The 23,820-nt window shown below is 33.8% G+C and carries 21 protein-coding genes and 2 pseudogenes; 16 read left to right on the forward strand and 7 right to left on the reverse strand.

All coding sequences use genetic code 11. From position 1 onward, the window contains the following. The first annotated feature begins 84 nt into the window (after positions 1-84). From yidC to GO684_RS02035, 5 genes are all read left to right on the forward strand, one after another. Positions 85-1,803: a membrane protein insertase YidC gene (yidC, locus tag GO684_RS02015; protein ID WP_175938458.1), complete on the forward strand. Its 1,719-nt coding sequence runs from the start codon at positions 85-87 to the stop codon at positions 1,801-1,803. After that, on the forward strand, positions 1,781-2,209 hold the full coding sequence (locus GO684_RS02020; protein WP_175938460.1) for a 6,7-dimethyl-8-ribityllumazine synthase: 429 nt from the start codon (positions 1,781-1,783) through the stop codon (positions 2,207-2,209). Before yidC ends, GO684_RS02020 begins: the two co-directional genes overlap by 23 nt. Next, entirely contained in the window at positions 2,209-2,691 is a 483-nt protein-coding gene (gene nusB / locus GO684_RS02025) for a transcription antitermination factor NusB (RefSeq protein ID WP_175938495.1), read from the forward strand. The genes GO684_RS02020 and nusB overlap by 1 nt, the downstream gene beginning before the upstream one ends. 134 nt (positions 2,692-2,825) lie before the next feature. Continuing rightward, positions 2,826-3,089: a translation initiation factor IF-1 gene (infA, locus tag GO684_RS02030; protein ID WP_175938462.1), complete on the forward strand. Its 264-nt coding sequence runs from the start codon at positions 2,826-2,828 to the stop codon at positions 3,087-3,089. Continuing rightward, entirely contained in the window at positions 3,067-3,663 is a 597-nt protein-coding gene (locus tag GO684_RS02035; RefSeq protein WP_175938464.1) for a Maf family nucleotide pyrophosphatase, read from the forward strand. Before infA ends, GO684_RS02035 begins: the two co-directional genes overlap by 23 nt. Here GO684_RS02035 and GO684_RS02040 read toward each other — a convergent pair. The 4 genes and pseudogenes from GO684_RS02040 to dnaG all read right to left on the reverse strand — a co-directional run bounded on the left by GO684_RS02040 (position 3,655) and on the right by dnaG (position 8,683). Then, positions 3,655-5,655 carry a hypothetical protein gene (locus tag GO684_RS02040; protein ID WP_218939036.1) on the reverse strand — a complete coding sequence of 667 codons (2,001 nt, stop codon included), beginning with the start codon at positions 5,653-5,655 and terminating at the stop codon, positions 3,655-3,657. The genes GO684_RS02035 and GO684_RS02040 overlap by 9 nt on opposite strands. Beyond that, positions 5,582-6,007, reverse strand: coding sequence for a hypothetical protein (locus GO684_RS02045; RefSeq protein ID WP_175938466.1), 426 nt, complete (start codon positions 6,005-6,007; stop codon positions 5,582-5,584). Before GO684_RS02045 ends, GO684_RS02040 begins: the two co-directional genes overlap by 74 nt. Positions 6,008-6,224: 217 nt before the next feature. Next, positions 6,225-6,434 (reverse strand): annotated as a pseudogene (locus GO684_RS06130) (IS630-like element ISWpi10 family transposase); the annotation flags it as partial. A 488-nt stretch (positions 6,435-6,922) separates the two neighbouring features. Further along, positions 6,923-8,683, reverse strand: a complete 1,761-nt coding sequence (dnaG, locus tag GO684_RS02050; protein WP_175938468.1) for a DNA primase — start codon at positions 8,681-8,683, stop codon at positions 6,923-6,925. 175 nt (positions 8,684-8,858) lie between these two features. Between dnaG and ubiG the strand changes: the two genes are divergently transcribed. Continuing rightward, entirely contained in the window at positions 8,859-10,034 is a 1,176-nt protein-coding gene (ubiG, locus tag GO684_RS02055) for a bifunctional 2-polyprenyl-6-hydroxyphenol methylase/3-demethylubiquinol 3-O-methyltransferase UbiG (protein WP_175938470.1), read from the forward strand. Positions 10,035-10,654: 620 nt separating this feature from the next. Continuing rightward, positions 10,655-12,277, forward strand: a complete 1,623-nt coding sequence (metG, locus tag GO684_RS02060; RefSeq protein ID WP_175938472.1) for a methionine--tRNA ligase — start codon at positions 10,655-10,657, stop codon at positions 12,275-12,277. Between the two features lie 152 nt (positions 12,278-12,429). On the opposite strand, the gene GO684_RS02065 is transcribed toward metG, so the two are convergent. Then, positions 12,430-13,041 carry a hypothetical protein gene (locus GO684_RS02065; protein ID WP_175938474.1) on the reverse strand — a complete coding sequence of 204 codons (612 nt, stop codon included), beginning with the start codon at positions 13,039-13,041 and terminating at the stop codon, positions 12,430-12,432. A gap of 424 nt (positions 13,042-13,465) precedes the next feature. Continuing rightward, positions 13,466-13,627, reverse strand: coding sequence for a hypothetical protein (locus tag GO684_RS02070; RefSeq protein WP_175938476.1), 162 nt, complete (start codon positions 13,625-13,627; stop codon positions 13,466-13,468). A 1,379-nt stretch (positions 13,628-15,006) separates the two neighbouring features. Here GO684_RS02070 and GO684_RS02075 point away from each other — a divergent pair. Then, positions 15,007-16,359: an alanine:cation symporter family protein gene (locus GO684_RS02075; protein WP_175938478.1), complete on the forward strand. Its 1,353-nt coding sequence runs from the start codon at positions 15,007-15,009 to the stop codon at positions 16,357-16,359. 418 nt (positions 16,360-16,777) lie between these two features. Beyond that, positions 16,778-16,927, forward strand: a complete 150-nt coding sequence (locus tag GO684_RS02080; RefSeq protein ID WP_175938480.1) for a hypothetical protein — start codon at positions 16,778-16,780, stop codon at positions 16,925-16,927. Between the two features lie 672 nt (positions 16,928-17,599). On the opposite strand, the gene GO684_RS02085 is transcribed toward GO684_RS02080, so the two are convergent. Continuing rightward, on the reverse strand, positions 17,600-18,805 hold the full coding sequence (locus GO684_RS02085) for a Bcr/CflA family efflux MFS transporter (protein WP_458695320.1): 1,206 nt from the start codon (positions 18,803-18,805) through the stop codon (positions 17,600-17,602). A 517-nt stretch (positions 18,806-19,322) separates the two neighbouring features. Between GO684_RS02085 and ubiE the strand changes: the two genes are divergently transcribed. From ubiE to GO684_RS05740, 7 genes and pseudogenes are all read left to right on the forward strand, one after another. Then, positions 19,323-20,021: a bifunctional demethylmenaquinone methyltransferase/2-methoxy-6-polyprenyl-1,4-benzoquinol methylase UbiE gene (gene ubiE / locus GO684_RS02090; protein ID WP_175938482.1), complete on the forward strand. Its 699-nt coding sequence runs from the start codon at positions 19,323-19,325 to the stop codon at positions 20,019-20,021. A gap of 150 nt (positions 20,022-20,171) precedes the next feature. Beyond that, positions 20,172-20,366, forward strand: a complete 195-nt coding sequence (locus tag GO684_RS05160; protein ID WP_246228200.1) for an FtsW/RodA/SpoVE family cell cycle protein — start codon at positions 20,172-20,174, stop codon at positions 20,364-20,366. 253 nt (positions 20,367-20,619) lie between these two features. After that, positions 20,620-20,754 (forward strand): FtsW/RodA/SpoVE family cell cycle protein, encoded by a 135-nt coding sequence (locus GO684_RS05540; protein ID WP_255419645.1) that lies wholly within the window; start codon positions 20,620-20,622, stop codon positions 20,752-20,754. 8 nt (positions 20,755-20,762) lie between these two features. Next, entirely contained in the window at positions 20,763-20,999 is a 237-nt protein-coding gene (locus GO684_RS05545; RefSeq protein WP_255419646.1) for an FtsW/RodA/SpoVE family cell cycle protein, read from the forward strand. A gap of 142 nt (positions 21,000-21,141) precedes the next feature. Further along, on the forward strand, positions 21,142-22,848 hold the full coding sequence (locus tag GO684_RS02100) for an ABC transporter ATP-binding protein (RefSeq protein WP_175938484.1): 1,707 nt from the start codon (positions 21,142-21,144) through the stop codon (positions 22,846-22,848). 435 nt (positions 22,849-23,283) lie between these two features. Further along, positions 23,284-23,448, forward strand: a complete 165-nt coding sequence (locus GO684_RS02105; protein WP_175938487.1) for a hypothetical protein — start codon at positions 23,284-23,286, stop codon at positions 23,446-23,448. A gap of 146 nt (positions 23,449-23,594) precedes the next feature. Beyond that, positions 23,595-23,775: pseudogene (locus tag GO684_RS05740) on the forward strand (IS630-like element ISWpi10 family transposase); the annotation flags it as partial. Between the last annotated feature and the right edge of the window lie 45 nt (positions 23,776-23,820).

Genomic DNA, 23,820 nt, shown 5'->3' on the forward strand with positions numbered 1-23,820 from the left:
GTTATTATTAAAAATAAGTAGATTTTATTGTCTTGGTACAATATTTAGTATACACTTTAAGGAGATACATTTAGCTTAAGTTTTATGTCAGAAACAAGAAATCTAGTTTTGGCAGCTATCCTTTCCATATTGATTATGATATCTTGGCGCATTATTTACTATAACTTTCTCAATGCAGACCAAAATCACCCATCAATTGAAAATATTGAACACATAGAGTCTTTTAACGATCTTGCTCCTATAATACATCAAAGCCGTTCCGAAATTATTGATTCTACTCGAGGACAAAGGATTAATTTGACCAATAATATGGTCAAGGGGTCAATTTCTTTAAAAGGTGCAAGGTTTGATGACTTGATTTTAACGAATTACCACTTAGAACCAGATCTTTCTTCCCCACAGGTAGTATTGCTGTCACCTGCAGAATCAAAAGATGTATATTTTGCAGAGTTTGGATGGCTTGATCCAAGTGGTAAGGTCAAAGTTCCAGATTCCAAGACGGTCTGGCAAGCAGATAAAACTGAACTGACTAACCAAAAGGCAATCAATTTATTTTGGAATAATGAAAATGGTATTATGTTTAGGATGAGAGTTAGCCTTGATAATAACTACATGTTTAAAGTTGAGCAAGTTGTTGAAAATAACACAAAGGGTGATATAGTTTTGGTTCCTTATGGTAAGATTAACCGTAAACGTGATAGTATTAACGAGTCTTATTGGATATCACATGAGGGAGTGCTAGGTGCATTTGATAATGAACTAGAAGAGTGGACATATAAAAATATTGCTAAGAAACATTTAATAAAAACAAGCACAAGTGAAAAAAACTGGTTTGGTTTTGCTGATAAATACTGGCTTACAGCTATCATACCTGAAAGGTCTGACAAAACAAATGTAAGCATTAAACATACGAGTGCTAACGGTATTGATAAATTTCAAGTGGATTTTGCTAAACCTTACAAGAATATACTTTCTGGTACCAGTGCTTCTAATGTGAATTACTTTTTTGCTGGAGCAAAAAAGCTGAATTTGCTGGATTACTATAAAAGCACCCTCAACATACCTTTATTTGATAAAGCTGTAGATTTTGGCGTTCTTTACTTTATAACCAAGCCGGTGTTTTTACTGCTTGAATATTTTAACTTCGTTTTAAAGAATTTTGGCTTAGCAATATTGTTGCTGACTTTAGTAATTAAGCTTTTTATGCTTCCTTTATCCAATAGATCACATATTTCAGTGTTTAAGATGAAAAGCTTGCAACCTGAGGTAGCTCGTATAAAAGAGTTATATAAAAATGATAGCTTAAAGCAACATAAAGAAACAATTGCATTGTTCAAAAGGAACAATGTGAACCCAATGTCAAGCATTCTTCCTATATTAATACAAATACCAGTATTTTTTGCTTTATACAAAGTATTATTTGTTACTATAGAAATGAGACATGCTCCTTTTTATTTATGGATCAAGGATCTTTCAGCCCCTGATCCAACGAACATTTTTACGTTATTTGGGTTATTTAATTATAACTTCCCTATTTCTATAGGTATCTTGCCTATAATTTTGGGTATTACCATAATAATTCAGCAGAAGATCAGCAAAAAAGATCAGACCAACAAAGATGATATTCAAGCAAGTGTTATGGAGTTTTTTCCTTACATTTCTATCTTCATTTTCTCTTCTTTTCCTGCAGGCTTGATAACATATTGGATATTTAGTAATGTTATAACTTTAATTCAGCAGTCATTGATAAAATTGTTTTTAACAAAAAGGGCGGAAATAAATGTTGAAAATACTAATAGTTAATTCAATTTATTATACTAAAATAGCAAACCTTTTGCTTGAAGGTGCAACAGATAAATTAAAAGGCAGCAATGTCAGTTACAATATAATTAAGGTTCCTGGTGCATTTGAAATACCGGCAGCGATTCTTTTTGCAGTCAAGAGTAAGCGCGTTAATTATGATGGTTATTTAGCTCTCGGGTGTATAATTCGTGGTGAGACAGATCATTATCAATATGTTTGTAAAGGAGTGATCGAAGGCTTGAACGAAGTTGTTATGCATAACATAGTACCTCTTGGTATGGGTATAATCACCGCTGATAGTAAAGACAAAGCTCTAGTAAGGGCTGATAAAGGTAAAAAAAACATTGGTGGTCACGCAGCCTCGGCTGTTTTGCATATGGTGGATTTATATGATAGATTGAGATGATGGAGGAAGAACATGTGGAAAAAAAGTGGCGTACAAAAAGAAGTGCAGCGAGATTTCTTGCTGTGCAAGTTGCTTACTCAAATATTTTTATAGGTTACGACAAAAACACTTTTGGCTTGGAAAGCTGTGAGCTTAGAAACTGTGTGAGTAAATTAGCAGATATTTTTGAATGCGAAGAATTTGATCATCAATTCTTAGAAAAACTGTTATATAAAGTTATAAGGAACAGTGAAGAATATGATAAAATAATAGAGTATTATTTACATCCAAGCTGGTCTCTTTCACGGTTAAATCTCATAAGCTTATCTATTTTGCGTGCTGCAATATGTGAATTGGCCAATTGTGATACGCCAGCTCCAGTTGTTATCAATGAGTATACTAATATTGCATCTGATTTACTTGATAAACTAAGTGAAATTGGTTTCATCAATGGGTTGTTGGATAAGGCAAAAGGTGCAGTTAAGCTAAGTGAAAATTCTTGATAGCGTGCTAGTACCTGAGCCACTAATAGCCAGAGGAGAAAAACTTAAATGGTAGAAGAATAGTCCAAAAGGTCTTTTATATTCTTTGAGATCTATGATAGACTGACATAGATTGTTGAACTATAATGTAATAAATGGTAAAAGACGAAAAATTGAAAACACTTTTTGAAGTGGAAGGAGCAGTAACTGCTTTATTACCCGCAGCAGAATTTAGAGTGAAGTTGAACAACGGACATGAGATCATTTGTCATGTATCGGGAAAAGTAAGAAGAAGTAAAGTGCGCATCGTTATTGGAGATAAAGTGTTAGTAGAGATGAGCATTTACGATAGGAATGTGAAAAAGGGTAGGATAACCAGAAGGCTTAAAGGTATAGGTGATAGAACAATCTCTAAATAACCTTATTCTTGCTTCATCATCAGAAAGGCGTATAGCTTTACTAAAACAAATAAATGTTGAGCCAGGTTTAACTTTGCCAGCAGATATAGATGAAACTCCTTTAAAAAAGGAACTTCCAAAGGATTATTCAATCCGCATGGCAAAAAGCAAAGCTGAGAAAATACAAAGTTCAAATCCAAGTTATTTTGTGCTCGGTGTTGATACAGTAGTTGCTTGTGGTAGAAGAATCTTGCGCAAGGCCGAAGACATCGAGCAAGCAGAGAAATGTATTCGTTTGTTATCAGGACGAAGGCATAGGGTATATACCAGTGTGTGTTTATTAACTCCCGATCGATCCAGACAACATGTCAGAACTGTAGTTACAATAGTAAAATTTAAACGTCTGAGTGAACAAGAAATTAAGTACTATTTAGCATCAGAAGAATGGAAAAATAGGGCAGGGGGGTGCAATATGCAAGGCTTAGCTGGAATATTCGTATTGTTTCTACGTGGCTCCTATTCCTCTATTATAGGATTACCATTACATGAAACCTATTGTTTGCTAAGTAATTACTTTAACCTCAATTTATATTGACATACTTTTACCTTTTTCTTGTCGTTTCTTAACATATTTAGTCCAAAGTAATTCTCTGTTTTTATTGCCTAATGTGATTCTGTTTCGATCATAAATATCAGTGTATTCTGTTGAAGCACCTTCTACTATTTCTTCTATTACTCCAACTTTCAGTTGTGCCTTATCTTTTTCTAGCAATTTATATAGCTCTCTATTTTTAATAGTTGAACTAGTGTTAGCATTTTTTAGTTCTACCGCTTTTCTTATATCCGTAAAACTGTCTTTTAGCAATTCAGTTTCTAAGAATGGAAACTTTTGAGTTTCCTTATCCAACTTGCTGGCAAATTCTGTAAGTAGAGCGTTATTGCTTTTTTTAGCATTCATTAGACTCGTTTTTAACTGTTCAGGAACCTGAGAATTATAGTGGTTAGTATAAGTTGATGCTAAATAACCAGAATCACCTACATTTTTTGGCGAATAAGTAGAAAGTGGCTGTGCACTAGTGGCAGCTTCTGCCATTGTTTTCACGCCTGTTGAACTGTCTTTCAGCAGTACAGCTTCTATTGGGTATTTTTTAGTTTGTGGACTAACATAGCGTACCTTGGAGCTGATTTGTTTTAACCCATAATTCTTTTGACTTAGTCTTTGCTCAAGCTCCTTAAATAAGGTTAGGTTATTTACATTATTTCCATTAATGCTAACTGAAGATAGAGGCTTGTCAATAGAGATGCTTCCTTCAGCAACTTGTTGCGCTGTTTTTTCTGATTCTTTATCTAGTTTTTTCAACACTTTTTCTAGCTCATCTATCATTTGATCAGATGGATTAGTAGATTGAATACTTTTCGATTCTTTACCAACTGATTTACTTGGTACTGTGATAGGTTTGTCACCATCGTCAGAAAATGCACTAGGTTGTATACCTTTTGCGTCTAAATCATCTTTGCTACCAAATTGTAGTCTAGAGTATGACTGATCTTGTTGCTGAGTTTCGGGTTGTTGCTGATTATCAAGTATTTGCTCATTCTTATGCAAATCATCTGGTCTTTGGCTTCTAGGTAAAGTATACCCAAATGTAAGGGTATTTCCTTTAGCAGGCGCATGAGAATTTGTAGTACTGGTCATTGCATTCTGAGACCCAACCTCTCGATTTATATCAGTAACTTGAATGCTTCTATTAACAATTTTTGTTGCAGTTTTAAATGACGTATTAATTTCATTCTCTCTTGTTTTCCTAAATTCTATCTCATGTAAGAATAAACCACCTATTTTTACAGCCCAATTTGCTTTTGACGAATCTTTTAATTGCTCTTGGGTCATATTACCTTCAATAAATTTTATGCCGTTGGCATCAATATTAATCTTGATAGTACACTTTTTCCCTTCCTTATCATACCAATTCAAAGTCATTTCATATAAACCATCGATTACGACATAATGCCTTACTTTTCTCTTATCTTTTCCTTCTCCTTCCTCAGTAACAAAACCATGCATTTCACTCTTTCCATTACTGTGCAACGTTGAAAACCCAGAAATCCCATTCTTCTGACAAAAACCACTATTTAAAAATTCGCTTATTTTAAACTCTTTCTTATTGTCTCCCAGCGTAATACTTGCGTGGTTACCGTATATTGAAACTCCTTTAACGATGCCTTTAACATCATCATCAATAATATATCTACTTAACACTCTTTCTGCTTCTTTTTCAAGTTCTTGCTGAGCTCTTTCCATCTTGTTGAACTCTTCTTGCAGAACTTCATATACTTCATCTTTGTTCCAATTGGCACCACGTTCTATTAAAGACTTTGCTATATTAAAACTAACCCTAGCATTATGAATAGGATCACATTCCCTTTTTACTTTATCAAATAAAGGAAAAAATTCTTGCTGTATATTTTCAATGTTTATATTCTTCCTCACTAATAACCCTCCGCTTTTTACTTCAGCTAGTATAGTTATTACAGGAATTAATTGAATTTTTGTTAAAAGAGGTTGTATTGCAGATGTTATAGCCATGGACTATCTTATACTGATTCTCATTGTGGTGGGTTAAATAAGTGACATTACAGAGTTGTTTAATTGCAGAGTGAGAAAGAGAAGTAATAAATTTGTACAAAGCATTCTCATTCAGTGCAAATAAGATAGAACTCTCTCCATTTTCAGGGTTAACTACACTGTAGAGGTAAAAATTTTGTCTACCTAATTTTACTTCAACCCATGTCCTAATGCCCTTTAAGGCACTTGTATCCAACTTTCGAATGTGTGCCAGACCGCGATTCATCAAAGATGAATAACTTTTGTTCTGGATGCTATCAATAATCTCATTAAGTTTTTTAAAATTCTTCCTGTCTACCTTTATCTTGTTCATTGTGAGTTGGTCTTGGCGTAGTATATGAAAACTTCGTTTTTTGCATATTACGGTGTACTTAAACTTGTTGACATTCAAGCCAAATTTTTCCTGGATTGTTATTCTCATTTCTTTGATGGGTAATATTTAAGGTTTTCTTGTATACATACTTTGGCTTATTCAAATTAGCTATGACTTAATCTAGTTTTTCTACGACGTTGAAGGGGAACAACAATTTTTCTTTTCTTCCAAATTTTAGTGCTTTATCCATGTAGTTAATGCTATTTTTGAAATGCGACATATTTTTACTACGGCTATTATACTGTGCTTTTTTGCTGCAATTACAGCATTTATTTTTTTTGTAACATGTGTGTTATTTCGCACTTTTTTAGCATTTCTTTTGCTAATTATATAACTTTTTATCCAATAATTTTGATTTCAATACCATTTAAATCACTATTTAACTCGCTTCGGTACGGCTTTTTCTCTACTATTGTCTATCTGTTCCTTGTACAGTGAGAATTAGTGTTAGAACCTGTACATGATCTCATAATCAGTGACAAGTGGCGGAATGACGATTTTTGTTTAGCCGCAAACATTTAAGAAATTTACTTGATAAAAAAAACAAGCGCTGTGATAATGCTAACGCTTAGTTTAAGCGCGATTTGGCTGCACATAGGAAAATTTTAAGAGACATGCGGCCACCATGATTTAATGTAATCTGCTAAAAAGTCTCTTAAATTTTTTACTGAATTTTGTTATTGAACCTGTGCAGATCAAAAACAAGCTGTGAGTCAAAAATACCCTTGCCGCTGCGGTAATGGGGTTGTTGAAATTTGTCAAGTAGATTTTTTTGCATTTCTATGAGAAGTCTATTGTTTTATTACTTAGCATAGAGAGCAACAAAAACGGCAAATAATCTAAAAATATAGCAATCTATTTTTGAATAAACTCCATTTGCATTTCTCGTATATTACTTTCTATTTGCTCTATTTGTTCTATTAGTCTTTTCTCTAAGTCAAAATCACCTCCTAACCTTGCTTCGATTCTTTCTTTTTGTAATGCATTTAATTCTTTCTGTAATATTATGTTATTCCATACAATTTTCGCAGATTTTTTATCGTTCAATTGACTATTTAGTACGCTAGTCTTTTCAAGTATAAACTTTATGGTTACATCAATGTTAAACTGTTCTAGCTCTTGTAATAGAACCTCTTTGTTGAGCTCACTTCCACTATTTGCTGCATTAATTATATGCTGTTGCAATCTCTTTGTTTTCGCATTAGTAAATTCAAAGTGGGAAAATTGCTCAAAATATATAGGGTAGTTCAAGATTTCAGGAAATTCTAGGGTTATACGTAGAATTATGGCTTGATTTTGTTCTGCTTCAATTAGCTCTGGAGATTTATTATAAAGATATTCATTTTTTCTTACTCTTGTTTTATTATTAAAAATCTGCTTTTTAAAGTTATTTCTTAGCTCACTAGCCTTAGTGTAAAAGTAATCTCTATAATACCTTCTAATACTGCTGTTACTGATGGCATTGACATATTGCGTGAACTTGTGCTCAAGAGTTGAATATTTTTCTGGGACAAGTTTCTCATAGTTTTGCAAATTGCTATCGATTATGTGATGCCATAAATATTCAGAATGAAGTTTTGTTGAATGGTCGAACGCAGAGAGTATGCTTTCTTTCTTATATTTCAGCTCATTACATACATCGTATGGATCTTTATCAGTTGGCAAAGTCACAAACTTTAACGTATATCCAAGCTCTAATATTGGCAGAGCAAGTTTCGCAACTCTGATTGCAGCATTGCGTCCAGCACTATCACCATCCATACAGATGGAAATTTCTTTGGCAAATCTCCATAGATTTTTTATTTGTTCTGCAGAAATTATAGTACCTAATGGAGCAACTGTATTGCTAATTCCTGTTTGATGCAGTGCTATCACATCCATATATCCCTCAACAACAAATACATGCTGTTTTTTACGTATTTCACTTAAAGCAAAGTTTAACCCATATAGGTTTTCCCTTTTCTTAAATAACTGGCTCTCTGGGCTGTTTAAATATTTTGGCTGTTGTTTGGAACTCAGCGCGCGTCCTCCGAAACCGATAACTTTTCCTGCGATGTTGCATATAGGAAATATCAGACGATTGCAAAAATAATCACGAGAATTCTTATTTATTAATCCAACATCAATTAGAATTTCGTCCTTAATATCTAAGGAGTTTAAATATTCTTTCAAACCAGAACTTGGTGCATAACCTACCTTAAATTTATCTATGATTTCAGGCGAAATCTTGCGTTGCTTTAGATAAACTATAACTCCTTGATTTTTTTGTGCAAACCAACTTGCAGCTAAATTTAGCGTTGAAAGCAGTTTGCCGTTCTTTTTAGTGACATTAAGATTTTTAGGTAACTCAACGCCTACAACTGATGCCAGCCTTTCCAATGCTTCTTTAAAACTCAGTCCCTCAGTTTGTGAAATGAAGTTGAACATGTCACCATGAGCCGAACAACCAAAGCAGTGATACGATCCTTTAGTATTACTCACCAAAAAAGACGGTGTTTTTTCGTTATGAAATGGACAGAGTCCAACAAAACTATCTCCTCTTTTTGTTAGCCTGACTTTCTTGGCTACTATATCGGATAATAATAATCTTGATTTTATACTATCTATATAGTCCATCTTATTGAATTAGTAGTAGGACAAAAATTATACAGAATTTATTCATATTTGGCTCAAAATTTATTTTAAGTTTCAGAGTTTTAAAAATATTAGGAGCATTAGATGGCTTGACAGAAAACTTAAAATGAATTACCCATATGAGATGTCTTTAAGCCATGCAAGATTAGTTTCTTATATGTTAGATATAGTATCAATTGCTTCAGACCATGCTGGTTATGAATTAAAATCAGAAATAAAGCCTTACCTGGAAACTCTGGGTTATAAAGTGCTAGACCGTGGCTGCGCTGCTGAGCAAAAGTGTGTAGATTATCCGGATTATGCTGTTAAAATTGTAGAAGATATAGCAAACAAAAAAGCGGATTATGGAATATTAATCTGCGGTACAGGTCTAGGTATGAGTATCGTAGCAAATCGCTTTAAAGGAATACATGCTGTTTTATGTAATAGTGTTGAAATCACAAGATTAGCTAGAGAACATGGTAATGCAAATGTGTTGTGTCTTGGCGCAAGATTTACTGCTAGTGGATTAGCAAAAGATATAGTCAAAAAATTCCTTGAAACGGAATTTTCAAAAGAAAGTAGACATAAAAAACGTCTTGATAAACTCAGCAATATAGTCTCTTCTAGTAAGAAAAAAAAAACACAAACTTATAACGAAAATGAGGTATCAAAATTTGCTAAAATGGCAGGTGAATGGTGGAATGAAAATGGCAAATTCAAGCCATTACATATGATGAATCCTGTGAGAGTGCTTTACATTATCAAGAAGATAAAAGAGTTAAAGAAATGTGATCTAAAAGAATTATCATTGCTTGATGTTGGGTGTGGTGGTGGTATTTTATCAGAATCGATGGCACGTGTTGGTATTAACGTTCTAGGAATAGATGTATGTGAAGAAAACATAAAAGTGGCACAATCACATGCAAAAAAAGTAGGGTTAGATATAGAATACATACACGCCGGTATTGAAGAGCTAAGCAATAACAAAAAGTATGATGTGGTTTTGTTGATGGAGGTAGTTGAGCACGTGGATAATTTAGAATTTTTTATGAAAAAAGCAATAGGATTATTGAAACCAGAGGGACTGGTATTTATATCAACTATAAATAGAACTATTAAATCCTTCTGTCTTGCAATAATTGGTGTGGAGTACATATTAAACTTGCTGCCGAAAGGTACACATAATTGGAATAAGTTTCTCAAGCCATCAGAGATTGCAAATCACCTAAGAGAAGGCAATGTAACACTACAGGACATGGCTGGTATGGAATATAACGTAATAAAGAGTGAGTGGAATTTAACTAAAGGTGTGGATGTTAACTATATACTTTGTGGTGTAATGAGTAGTTAGATTTTACTTATGAAAGTGCCATCTTTATTTACGAAGTGGTGAAGAAGAATCAACACATTTTTTCTTGTTATTGGACGCTAATCTAGGAATATAGTCTACTCCGCCTTCAGGAATTTCATAACCACCTTGACTCCAAATTCATACTAAGGAACAGAAAAACACTTTCCATTTTGCATCATTTATTCCTCATAAAGGCAGCAAGCTTCAAACATGCTAAACGAGAAAAATGCAGGCTAAGACATTCTTCCAAGTATTGCAAACAAGCTTGCACTGAATTTTTACTATTGTAAAAAGTAGTTTACCTATCCATGAATGTAACTTACTGCATTATATGTTATGTTTATTTCTCATCAGCTTGATCATCAAGTATATCAAAGAGAATCAGAATTATGAACAAGATAAACAGGGAAATTTCCCTTTATTTTTGTCATGATCTTCAATTTTGCACTTAATTATCTTTTATTTCAATTAAGTTTTAGTGAATAGCTTCTTTTAAAAGATTATATTGAATATGCTTAACCGCTTTTACTATTATAGGTTCGTAGAACTTGCAATGAAATCCGGTGGCCTATTGATTTTTATTGCTAGTGTAGATACAATAGGGCTTTAAGCACTAGATAATGGAGCAATTCAAAAATTTTTACATCACCACGCCAGTATATTACGTAAACGACAAGCCGCACATTGGTCACGCATATACTTTCCTTATCTGTGATGTTACAGCCAGGTTTATGAAGCTAGCTGGAAAAAATGTTAAATTTACTACCGGTACAGATGAACACGGGCAAAAAATCGAAAAAGCAGCTAAAGCAAAGGGAATGCATCCAAAGGAATTTGCAGACGAAATGAGCGTTTCGTTTAGGGAATTAGCTGAGTTCATGAATTTTCAATATGATGATTTTATTCGCACCACAGAAGAACGTCACGAGAGAGCAGTTGTAGCTTTATGGGATAGGCTTGAAAAGAGGGGACAAATATATCTGGATTCCTATTCGGGTTGGTATTCAGTCCGCGATGAGGCGTTTTATCAGGGATCGGAACTGATAGATGGCAAAGCACCAACAGGGGCTGAGGTTGAATGGGTAAAAGAAGAGAGTTACTTTTTTCGTCTATCGAGTTGGCAAGATAAATTACTAGAATTATACAAAAATCAGCCAAATTTTATCTTTCCTAAAAGCAGAAAAAATGAAGTGATATCGTTTGTAAAATCAGGACTAACTGACCTTTCAATTTCTCGCACTAGTTTTAACTGGGGAATAAAAGTGCCAGGGAATGACAGACACATAATCTACGTCTGGATAGACGCATTAACTAATTATCTTGCATCAATAGGTTTTCCTAACACGGAAAATGAAGAATATAAAAAATTTTGGGTAGAATCACAGTCTGTCATCCAAGTAGCTGACACTGAGGTCCAAAAGAAAATACAGATTCCAGCATCACGCGCTGGGATGACATCGAATTTAGCTAATAACTCCTTTAACGTTCATGTAATTGGTAAGGACATATTACGCTTTCACGCTGTATATTGGCCAGCAATTCTCCTTGCAGCAGATTTGCCACTGCCAAAGCAAATTGCAGTTCATGGTTGGTGGTTAAATGAGGGGAAGAAGATATCCAAATCTCTCGGTAATGTCGTAGATCCAATTGGTTTAGCTAAAGAGTTTGATGTTGATCAGCTACGCTATTTTCTCCTTCGGGAAGCAATCTTCAGCCAGGATGGTAATTTTAGTAAGAAGAACATGATCAGCCGAGTAAATTCAGAACTTGCAAATGATATAGGTAATTTAGTGCAAAGAACAATTTCATTTTTACATAAACAATGCTTTGGAGTTGTACCAATAGTTGACCAAAGCCTACTTAAAGGTGAGGAAGGCCTTCCAAATTATAGGGCTATATCCGATCAAGTAATGGATCATTTATCAAAGTATGAATTTAACCATATTATACTTCTAATTATCAACATTTCTTCCGAAGCTAATGCTTATATAGATAAAAGCGCACCTTGGATACTGAACAAAACTGACAGAGAGCGCATGAATCTAGTAATCTATAAACTACTGGAATATGTAAGGATAATTGGCATTCTATTGCAGCCAATTGTCCCGAGGTCAGCAGAGGTGATACTCGACCAATTGCGAATCCCGAAGGAACAACGAGATTTTAAATCTCTGTGCGACGCGTGCGTAAATTCAGGCACTACATTACCTAAACCTACGCCTGTTTTTCTGAAGATTGAGTAGAGATCGCATAATATTCCTTCTACTGTTTTGCTTTAAGATTTAGTTATACCAGAATCAATAACAAATGGTTGAGTTACGTTAACATCATCAAACGATGCTGATATTAGGAGTGATAGCATAGTTATGAAAAACGCAAGGCAAATAACTCGCAGCTAATAGGGTATAACTTTTATTGCTTGATCAGCAAGCCAATTAACTGCGCTCACTGCTTGATTAAAATAACCATTAACTTTGGTTCCTTCTTCAGTTAGCTGATTTTCTGTGCTGGAACCCTCAGTATTTTGGCTTTGTGCATCAAAATATAATTCATCTTCTAAATCATTTAAATTTCTAGAAGTTGCAAGATCTAAAGAATCTAAACCATTAGCTTTCTTCCCTTGTCTGCTAGAAGGAACCCCAAGATCTAAGTAGTTCAAATTACCCTCTTCTTTAAATGATTGCTCTTGCTTATTAGCAAGACGGATTTCCTGTTCAGAACCCCTTTCCTTTTGAGCCTGCACTAAAACATCTTTCCCAGCAAGTTTAGCATCTTTCTCAGAAATAGTATTGTTTTTGCTAATTGCTGCAGATGAAAATGCAATAACTACAGCGGAATATACAGCACCGCCAATAATAAGTGGAAGGATAACACTTAACGCTGCGACTGGAGCTGAGAAAGCAACATAAGGAGCCACAGCAAACACTCCTAGTGTTAGTAAAGCTCCAATAGCTAGAGCGCTACCTACAAGATAAGGTGCACTAGTTTTTTTTAATATATTTTTCATTATATACCTCACTAGAATAATTAGTCCGTTATTAAAATTATAGCACAAATAAATAGATAGTGTCAAATTTGTTAATAAGCTAATAAATTGCAGTGATAGTATTGAAGTCAAAATTATTGGGTAAAAAGGTCGTAGAATCAATAAAAAAGGTGCCGAAGGAAGTGTGAAATAACAGATAATGTTGCAAAACTAATGAATAGAGCACCTAAAATTTAGAAGATTAGCTTAAATGTCAGTGAGTCTACAGTGCACCGTAATATGTAAAAAGAGTTATTTATCTTTGATGAATTATAGTTTGCGCCAATTCAAGAATTGGACGCTGGTGGTTTAAAAGGGCGTTAAAACACAGGTTAAAGTAAAATTAGATAGACAAAATTTTTATCTCTATAGTGCAGTTAATCCTAGAAATGGAGAGAGTTCTAGCTTATTTATGCTGAATGTCAACGCCGATTATATGAATATATTTCTTAAACAAATTGAGAAACTTTGGTTGTGTATAAAACAGAACGTTTTGCGTGATGAAGTCTGTAATACAATTGCTTTGCTTGAGAGCGCTTTGTGCAAATTTATTACCTTTCCTTCTCACCTCGCAATTAAACAACTCTGCAATATCAATTATTTTGCCTACTAATAATGAGAATTGGTATTAAAGTTAAAACGTAGCTTCACATTAATAATTGACCTGACAAAGAGTTTGCCATTTTCTCTTCAAGAAGGGGGTTTCTTTGAAAGAATAAACTAATATTAATGTTATAAGAGATTATTTGTGGTAGCATATATATTTGAGAAGGAGCAGGCAAATAAATTATAAGGAACTTTGAATGTGTCTTGTACTACAACGACTGCTTGGTTAATTGGAAAATACTTGGTAATAATGGCATAATAGCACCTGTTATATTGTATAAGAAGTAGGAACATGTTCTGTTTGCTTTTTCCCTCTACGTCATATATCTGTTGAATTTTCCTATTACCGATAGCTTCACTTTGACCAGATTAAGCTTTGTCAACTTGTATTCCAATTTCAGTGAATTGCTTTTGCACACTTTGGTCAATTTGTATTTCAACTACAGCAAGTTGAGCATCTTTCTTGGGGATGGCTTTGTTCTTACTAATTGCTGCATATATATAAAGGTGCAGTAGTTACAATAGAAAGCACAGCACGGCTAACAATAAACGGGAAGTTAAAAAAAACAACATAAGGTAGCTATAGCAAACGCTCCTGATGCTAATAAGGTTAAAGTAACCAAGGTGCCGATTATATAATTAAGGTATGTTATTCTTATTTATGATTATCCTCCCACACAATTTTTATGCCATTGTGACAATTGCAAAGGTGACCTTCAAATTAGTTGTTATATAATAAACAGATAAATCTTGAAACGCGATTTGAAATCTCCGTGCAACATGCACGCAAGTCCAGATACTATACTACCTAAACCTAAGTTTTTTTTGGGGGGTAATGCTTAAGTAATCTTGGTGAATCACTCAGCTTATATCTACACAAACATTGCAATTTGTAGATAGTTTGTATGACACTACTGCTAGTAGAGAACGCTTTTGTAATTGTAATAAGGCAAAAGAAATACTAATTAATATCTCTTTTAGGAACTTAACATTAGTGTCCTATACACTTAACAAATAGCCAACCTTGGAATTATAAATACCCACAATTTCATGAATTAAGGGAAATAAGGTATCACGCCTAGTTTAATATTGTGCTTTTGTTGCTTAAACAAAGATTAAAGGTAAATTTTAGGCCTAAAATAGCCATTCTGTGAGTTGATTGAATTTCCGAAATACAATGCTTGTACAGTCGTGTATGTAGTGCTGGAATCTAGCCTATAATCAGCCGTAAGATGACAGAAATAAGCTTCGTTAGTCACGCGAACTTTCATAAAAAATAGGCTTGGGCATTTTAAACTTTTGTTTATATACTAAGTCAAAATGCTTACCTTCAGCACGTAGATGGATACAGTAAAGTCTATTTTATTACTACCAACAATATTACTAATACTAGTTGCTAGTATTTACCTATCAATTAGGCTAAAGTGGTTACAGATATTTAGGTTGCCACATGCCTTTTCACTTATTGGAGTTAAGAAAGGGGAAAATAAATTTTCCTCTATAGCTGCCCTATTTATAATCTTAGGAGGAAATTTAGGAGTTGGAAATATTTCAGGGACTGCTGTTGCTCTAAAAACCGGAGGACCTGGCTCTATTTTGTGGATGGCGATAATTGTTGTTATTACTTCTGTGATAAAATATATCACTTGTTACCTGAGTATAAAGAACAGGAAAAAAAGGAATGGAAGGCTTATAGGTGGCCCTATGGCCTATATGGCTGGTGCATTTAACTCTAGGAAAGCTACAGTTGTATTTCTAGTTATTATGATGATGGTTTCAACAACTGTCGGTAACCTTGTTCAGGTGAATTCTCTATCAATACCACTTGATATGATAGATGTACCTGTGGTTACTGGTGGAATTATAATGGCCATAATATTTTTTGTTGTTGCAGCTCTCAGCTTAAAGAAAACCAAAATTTTCATATCAGCTATGATACCGATAATGACGGTAAGTTACCTCGCACTTTGCAGTATTATATTATTTAAATTTAGTGAAAATATTCTTCCTTCTCTAAAGCTAATAACAAGCAGCTTTTTTACAACTAGTAGCTTCAACTTTGGTTTATCTTTAGGTTTAGTTTTAGAAACGTTAACTATTATTCAAGTAGGAACTTTGCGAGGTATTTTTGCAACAGACATAGGGTTTGGCCTCGAAGGAGTTGTACACTCTTCAGTTGTCCATAAAAGGAATAATAATAAATTCGTTGTCGAACAGAGTCTAATCACAATAATATCGCCTTTTATAGTTGCATTCATAATATTTGTTACAGCGATGGTACTGCTTGTTACAGATTCTTGGGTTACTGATTTAGAGAGTACTAACATGTGTATATTTGCTTTCAGAAAAGCAATAAATTGGCCTTATATTGACTATCTAATTATGGCCATAATGTTTTGTTTTGCTTTTACCACTATTTTCACCTGGTTTTTTTGCTCGAAGCAGACAATACGCTATGTATCTCAAAATGATAAATACACTAAAATCTGGGTTGTAATTTTCACTGTGGTTATCCCACTTGGTTCAATAGGTAAAGTTCAGTTACTATGGGATGTTGCTGATATTTCGATTGCTGCTTTATTGTTTATCAATATATTAGCTATACTCAAACTAACTTCTCGAGATCCAGAAGTGTTCACTGTGAGCAGCAGGTACCTGAAGTTGAATCAGCGTTCTAAACAAAAACAAATCTAGGAACTGGCTGGCTGTCCTCATATTTGTTACTTGTGTAGTTCGTGTCATACGTTAACAGCATAGCCTTTTTTTTATAAAAATTTAACCAGTCTCCATAATAATGTTAGCTAAAGCTAAAAAACAAAGAGTTATTAGTAAGGAAGAATATGAAAATTAAAAGCACACAACAGGAATAATGCATATTGTAAAAAAAACTAAATGCGGTAATTGCAGCAAAAAAGTACAGTATAATAACCCGTAGCAAAAATATGTTTTTCATTTCAAGAATAGCACTAACTGCATAGATAAAGCACCTCAAATTTAGAAAAGAAAAAATTATTTGCTCTTTGGAATATAGATGCAAGAAAACCCTAATATTACCGTTAAAGAAATGAGAATTTTGACTTGAATATCAGCAAATCTACAGGTGTACCATAATATGCAAAAAATGAAGTTTTCGTGTATTACGCTAAGGCCAATTCACACATTTCAGAAATTGAATACATGTTGGTTTAAAAAGGGTGTTAGAATACAGGTTGGAGTAAAATTAGGTGATAGAACAAAATTTTTATTTCTACAGTGCAGTTAATTTTAGAAATGGAAAGAGTTCTAGCTTATTTGCGCCAAATTTCAACACTGATTATATGAATATATTTTTTGAACAGTAGATTTGCTAATTGGCATGAGTCAAGAAATTTAAAGGTACTAAAAATATTGAGATTATATATCTGCTACCATGCTTACCCAAACTCAATCCTATAAAGTCTATAATACAATTGCTGAGGATTAGCATCACTGTTTTTCTGCAATGTTTTTTCTGCAACGTTGAAGAGGGAGAGACAAATTTCCTTCTCTTCCAAATTTTAGTAGTTAGTGCTATTCTTGAAATGTAACATATTTTTGTTGTGTGTTGTTATACTGTGCTTTTTTGTTGCAATTGCCGCATTTAGTTTTTTTTGAGAACATATGCATTATTTCGCGCTTTCTTTACCATTTCTTTTGCTGATTCCATGACTTTTTCATCAATAATTTTTGTTTCAGCACCATTCAGTATAACTTCTTTTTTATTGTTGTCTATCAGTTTCTTGTATAGTAGGGATTAGTATTAGATTATCCTTATTGCATAGCAACTAGTAAAGAGAGCAAAGATGGAGGAAAATGTTCAAAATGCCGGTAATATTTGGACTAATAGTTTAGGGGATCTTCTAAATAAGTTATCTTACCGTACACTGCGCAGCATAATGATAAAGTTTACTACCAATTAGCTGTTCAAGTGTTCTTCAGCATATTTGAGTAAGCCATATATAAGAATTGCGATTGTAGAACATATAACTGTCAGCAGTAAATTTGACAAAACACCATAAGAAAAGAATTTTCCTACTATATATATTCCGATAGTTCCAAACATCATATTGCAGAATGAGAGGACCGCACTACCAAGACCTATACCTTTGATCGTTTCTAATGCAGAGGCTACGTTGTTGCTTATTATCAATGCAAGGCCAATATTGTTTGGAACCCAAAATATTATGAGGGTGGATATATTTAATTTGTCTATTAAGTAAAGGTATATCAGCGAACAGTCGGACATTATTGGTAATACTAAACCTATCATTAACATCCTGCTAACTCCCACCTTCGGTATATATCTTCTGTTAATTAAGGTTCCAATTATGTAAAATATAACTATGATTGATATGAAATAACCGAAATGTTGTACCTCAATGCCCATGGATTCAAATATGAAAGGGTAGTTAGCAATATACGCCCAGAGCCACATGAAAGTTAATCCATGAATAGCTGAAAATCCAAGAAAACGATAATTCCTAAATATTGATATATATTGCTTAGAGACATTAATGATTATATTAGTTATGTTAGTTTTATCTCTATTAATATTGAGTGTTTCTTGTAACTTAAAGTAGATAAAAATAAGCATAATAATTGCCGCAAGTGATATAATAAAAAACAAAAATTTCCAGTGATAACCGTGTGAAATCATATGGCTACCTATTACTGGAGCGATTCCAGGTGAAAGTGCTACTATCATGTTTAACTTTGAAATTACCCTTGAGTATTCACTACCAGAGTACATATCCCTTATTGCTGCATATCCAACAACACCTGTAACCCCAGCCCCTACCCCTTGTATGAAGCGAATTAGTATTAAGAGCACAATGTTATCAGCTATGTAACAAGCAATGCTTGCTAAAGTAAAAATTGTCATACCAATCAGCATTATCGGACGCCTACCATAATAGTCCGATAATGGGCCATAAATCAACCCAGACATCGCAAATCCAACTAAATTTAAACTAATTGTAAGTTGTACCACATGGCCTCCTACCTTGAAGTAATTGGCAATACTTGGTAGTGCAACTGAGTACAGGTCAGTTGCCATATCGACAATTGCTACAGAAAGTATCATGATAAGAGAGATGATATTCTGTGGAAGAACTATTGCCACTTAATGATTCGCTGAGCTACAGAAGTTTTATTATAATGTATTTTCTTTATTAGTACATTAATTTAACCACCTGGTTCAAGATCCCTCTTATTCAAGTGGCTAACACTGATTCTTTTTTTCTAGGTTCCAGCTTCAGTGGTCGAGTTTTTTTTGAGCTTAACAAGAAAGCCTAAGTTGAAAAGTAATATGAAAAAGCGGGTATATAAAGATATATCTAATGTTTTATAGTGCTTACATGTATATAACACGGATAGCCATTAACTCTTCTTTCTGTGGCCCTTAAGCTATAGTATAGTGGTTCATCAAGGTTTACCTGGGTCAATTATAAGGAATTTTTACCTATTTCAACAGAGATTTTAGGTATACTTGAATTTTATAATAGATGGTGCAAAACTGAATATGATATTGCAAGATGTGATTAAAAATCAAGGAGGTATTCTAGTAATAGGATACTGGATATATTTTTGTGATAAGGTTCAACAACTTTATGTAATATCTAATAAAGATTGAGAGGGGTATGAATAAATCACAATTAGTCAAGAAGGTTTTTGATTCTGTGGCAAATTATTACGACATCATGAATGATATAATGAGCCTGGGAATACACAGACTATGGAAGGATAAGGTAGTAAATAGCGTGCATTTTACAAAAAGATCTAAGGTTCTAGATGTAGCTGGGGGAACCGGAGACATAGCAATGAGAATAGTAAGAAGAGAGCCGAGTGTTCAGGTTACAGTATGTGACATAAATAAAAACATGCTAAGTAGAGGACGTGACAAAGCTATAAACTCAAATCAGCTTAATTTTAATTGGGTGCATGCAAATGCGGAAAGTTTGCCATTTGAAAACTCTGAGTTTGATTATTGCACAATAGCTTTCGGTATTCGAAACGTTTCCGATCGTAAAAAAGCTTTAAGTGAGATATATAGAGTACTAAAAAACAATGGACAATTTATCTGCTTGGAATTTGCTCCTATGCACTATCAAAACGAGATGTTTGCCAAACTTTATGACTTATATTTATTCAAAGTAATTCCTAAAATTGGCAACATAGTTGCTAGAGACAAGAGCTCTTATGAGTATTTAGTGAGGAGCATCAGAGAGTTTCCAGCTCAGGCTGAATTCAAAATGGAAATTGAAGAGGTGGGCTTTAAGAATGTTGAATTTCATAATATAAGCTATGGAATAGTGGCATTACATACTGGAACAAAATGAATATTAAACTTTGGTGTAGGACGCTGGATTATTATCTTATCCTTCCAGTAGTTTTTTATTAACTATAAGCTTCATTCTTGTCTATTCGGCAAGCCCTGTAATTGCACAGCGTCTTTCTTTGCCACAAGATTACTTTATATAGTTCTATCATTGATTACCTTAGTGACATTTTCTTTTCTCAATACAAAAACCATACTTAACCTCTCGTTTGCAAGTCTTACTTTATTTATTATTTTAATGGTAGGCGTATTAATACTTGGTATAGAGACAAAAGGCATAAAACGTTGGTTGCATATTATTAAAATTTCAGTTCAACCTTTTGAGTTTGTGTGGAATAAAGCTTAAGATATACATATCAATTATAATATTTATACTAATCTTCATGTTGTTACTTTTACAACCTGATTTCAGTATGTCTGTACTTTTAGTGTATTCTTTCATTGGTCAAATGTTTGTTGCATGTGTACCACTTTTATACTTTCTATGTATAGCGGGAATAGTCGTAACTGGAATTACAACAGCCTGCTTATGTTTTCCACATATGAAATAAAGGATTTATAACTTTACACAGCATGATAATTTTCAAGTTATAAAATCATTGGGAGAATTCAAAAAAGGTCAGTTAACTGGTGTTAGGCCTGGTAAAGGCAGTATAAAGATCTTTCTCCCTGATTATCACACAGATTTTGTATTTTCTGTTTTAGCGGAGGAATTTGGTTTGATTATTATTTGATCACATTGATGTTATTTGGCATCATTTCTGCTCGCTTGCTTTATATTGCATATAGAGAAAATGAACTATTTAATCTGCTGGTGATTTTGAGTGTCTCAATTCAATTTATTACACAATTTGTAATAAACATAGGGGTAACGTTGAGCGTTTTTCCAACCACTAGCATAACTTTACCTCTACTTAGCTACGGTGGTTCTTCTCTTTATGTCTTTAAGCATCGCACTTGGCATAATGCTGTCTTTTAGTAGGAACCAGGCTATCACATTAAATCTTCGTAAGCGTCTTTCTTTAAAAGACACACTATAAACTAGTTCCTTTATACTATACCTTTCCTCTTTCTCCTAAAACCAAAACTCATATACTTAACTTCAGAAACTTCAAAATAAGATGCGATCTAATATCAGGCAATTATTTTATTACATAAAACCTAATCTGCATTATTTTATCATAGCTTTTATTGCTGTTTTATCTTCAGCTTTAACAATTCTCCTTTTTGGTAGAGGCTTGAGTAACATAATTGATTCTGGTACAGAACACAATTTTACCACCAAGCTATTAGTTACTATGTTCATAGTTTTAGTCATTTCTCTCACTGCGTTTATTAGATTGTATTTCATTGGAATTGGCAGCGAGAAAGTTATTGCGAGAATAAGATATGACTTATATGGAAATATTGCTGATTTGCAACCAAGTTTTTTTGAGAATACAGGTGTTCAAGATGTCATCTCAGCACTAATTACCGATACCTCTGTGCTGCAATCGATAATGAATAGCAGCTTACTAACCATATTACGAAATTCTGTAATTTTGATTGGTAGTGTTGCCATGCTACTATATACAAACCTGCATTTAACCGCATATGCCGCTGCAATAATACCAATACTACTCATTATCATGACTTCACTCGGGAGGAAAGTGCGCAATTATGCATGCTTTGCTCAGAATAAGCTAAGTGAGCTTGCATCATTTAGCGAAGAAAATTTTAGGTCTATAGTAACTATCAAATCATTTGTATTGGAAGAAAATGAAAAAATCCGTTTTAAAGAGCATCTAGATTCAGTGTCAAGGTCATACGTGAAATTAGTATTCTTGCGTGCTATTTTAGTGACCTTGGTTATAGCGTGTGTGATAGGCTCATTGGTAGTTTTGCTCTTTTTCGGTATTAAAGAAGTCTTAAGTAATAATATAACCATTGGAGAACTATCTTCGTTTGTGTTTTATTCAGCACTTGCAGCAGGAGCTGTAAACAATTTGAGCGATAACATCAGTGACCTACAGCGGGGCTTTGGAATAGTAGAGCGTTTGTTTGAACTTAAAAATATGAAAAGCTCCATAATGGATATCGATGATCCTGTAAAAATTTGTGGTGTTCAGAAAGGAATTTCCTTTAATAGCGTAACATTCTTTTATGAATCTCGACCTGATAAGCCAGTGCTAGATAATGTGTCATTTTCTATAGAGACGGGCCAAGCAGTATCGATCGTTGGCCCATCCGGTAGTGGTAAGAGCACTATTTTAAAGCTTCTACTCCGTTTCCATGATCCAAGCAAAGGCAGCGTCACTATTGATGGGTGTAACATTAAATTAATTGCTTTAAGTAATCTTAGATCATTGTTTGGTTTGGTGCCACAGGATCATATGATATTTTCGTGTTCAATACTGGAGAATATACTATATGGCAAACCAGATGCTGAATATGAGGAAGTGAAGCAAGCAGCTATCAGTGCTTATGCGATGGAATTTATTGAAAAGCTACCTGATAAATTTGACACATTTGTAGGAAAAAGAGGATTAAAACTTTCTGAAGGACAAAAACAACGCCTTATAATAGCAAGGGCCATACTAAAAAATCCCCAGATTTTAATACTGGATGAAGCAACCTCTGCTCTTGATTACAAGAGTGAAAACCTTGTGCAAAAGGCACTAAGTAAACTAATGCAAAACAGAACAACAATCATGATTACGCATAGGCTGTCAACCGCACTCAAAACTGATAGGATTATAGTAATTAATCATGGAAAGGTAGAAGAAGTGGGAACTCATGATTCTTTAATGAGTAAAGATGGATTGTATGCGAAGTTAACGAAAATATAGTAGGCATGACCTGTTAAAGTGCCATGCAAAACAAAAAAATTCAAATCATACTGCTGTCAATTGGATAGATGTACTAAACTTAGAATAAAGCCATCAAATTCCTAACTATTTTAACTTATAATAACTTGATATTATTTTTTAAAGGGCATGTCATGATTTATGCTCACGGTTTTTTACTATAACAACAATGTATGGCTTCTCATTTATCAGCCTCAGTTTTTCCAATGTGTACACCTTCTTGTTCTACATACACACCTTAGTACTCTTAACTCATGTCATAATCATTTTAACTCATGTTATAACTACTATGGTACATATCACAACCCTTGCGATGTATTAGGACTTCTTTACTAAGAGATTGCTTTAAACAATTTGCACCGATTTTCATTGTTAATAGGTTAAATAAGTGGCATTGTAGAATTATTTAATTGAGGAGTGGGAAAGAGAGGTGATAAATTTGCACAAGGCGCTCTCAAGCAAAGCAATTGTATTATAGACTTTATTACGCAAAAGGCTTCTCGTGTTCTTAATATTGTGGACATTTGTTTAAGAGATATATTCCTGCAGTCAATTTTAATATTCAGTGCAAATAAACTGTGACCCTTTCCGTTTCTAGGATTAACTGTGCTGTAGAGATAAAAATTTTGTCTGCCTAATTTTACTTTAGCCTGTGTCCTAATACCAATTTCTACTATGCAAGGAACAGGTAGATAATAGTGGGAAAAAGCCATGCTGAAGTGAGTAAAATAGCGTTGAAATCAAAATTATTGGATGAAAAAGTTGTGAAATCAGCGAAAGAGATGCTGAAGGAAATGTAAAATGACGCATAATGTTGCAAAAAAACTAAATGCTGCAATTGCAGTAAAAAAGTGCAGCACAACAGCCATAGCAAAAGTATGTTGCATTTCAAGAACAGCACCAACTTCATGAATGAAGCATCTAAAATTTGCAAGAGGAGAAAAATTGTTCACT

This window comes from Wolbachia endosymbiont of Litomosoides brasiliensis, from assembly GCF_013366805.1.
Lineage (GTDB): Bacteria > Pseudomonadota > Alphaproteobacteria > Rickettsiales > Anaplasmataceae > Wolbachia.

Coding starts and splice junctions, on each gene's coding strand:
- dnaG (WP_175938468.1), bottom strand. CDS start 8,683: ATGGACTATATAGATAGTATAAAATCAAGATTATTATTATCCGATATA.
- GO684_RS02065 (WP_175938474.1), bottom strand. CDS start 13,041: ATGAAAAATATATTAAAAAAAACTAGTGCACCTTATCTTGTAGGTAGC.
- GO684_RS02080 (WP_175938480.1), top strand. CDS start 16,778: ATGCAAAAAATGAAGTTTTCGTGTATTACGCTAAGGCCAATTCACACA.
- GO684_RS02045 (WP_175938466.1), bottom strand. CDS start 6,007: ATGAACAAGATAAAGGTAGACAGGAAGAATTTTAAAAAACTTAATGAG.
- ubiG (WP_175938470.1), top strand. CDS start 8,859: ATGTTAGATATAGTATCAATTGCTTCAGACCATGCTGGTTATGAATTA.
- GO684_RS02075 (WP_175938478.1), top strand. CDS start 15,007: ATGGATACAGTAAAGTCTATTTTATTACTACCAACAATATTACTAATA.
- metG (WP_175938472.1), top strand. CDS start 10,655: ATGGAGCAATTCAAAAATTTTTACATCACCACGCCAGTATATTACGTA.
- yidC (WP_175938458.1), top strand. CDS start 85: ATGTCAGAAACAAGAAATCTAGTTTTGGCAGCTATCCTTTCCATATTG.
- infA (WP_175938462.1), top strand. CDS start 2,826: ATGGTAAAAGACGAAAAATTGAAAACACTTTTTGAAGTGGAAGGAGCA.
- GO684_RS02040 (WP_218939036.1), bottom strand. CDS start 5,655: ATGGCTATAACATCTGCAATACAACCTCTTTTAACAAAAATTCAATTA.
- GO684_RS02100 (WP_175938484.1), top strand. CDS start 21,142: ATGCGATCTAATATCAGGCAATTATTTTATTACATAAAACCTAATCTG.
- nusB (WP_175938495.1), top strand. CDS start 2,209: ATGGAGGAAGAACATGTGGAAAAAAAGTGGCGTACAAAAAGAAGTGCA.
- GO684_RS05545 (WP_255419646.1), top strand. CDS start 20,763: ATGTTATTTGGCATCATTTCTGCTCGCTTGCTTTATATTGCATATAGA.
- GO684_RS02020 (WP_175938460.1), top strand. CDS start 1,781: ATGTTGAAAATACTAATAGTTAATTCAATTTATTATACTAAAATAGCA.
- ubiE (WP_175938482.1), top strand. CDS start 19,323: ATGAATAAATCACAATTAGTCAAGAAGGTTTTTGATTCTGTGGCAAAT.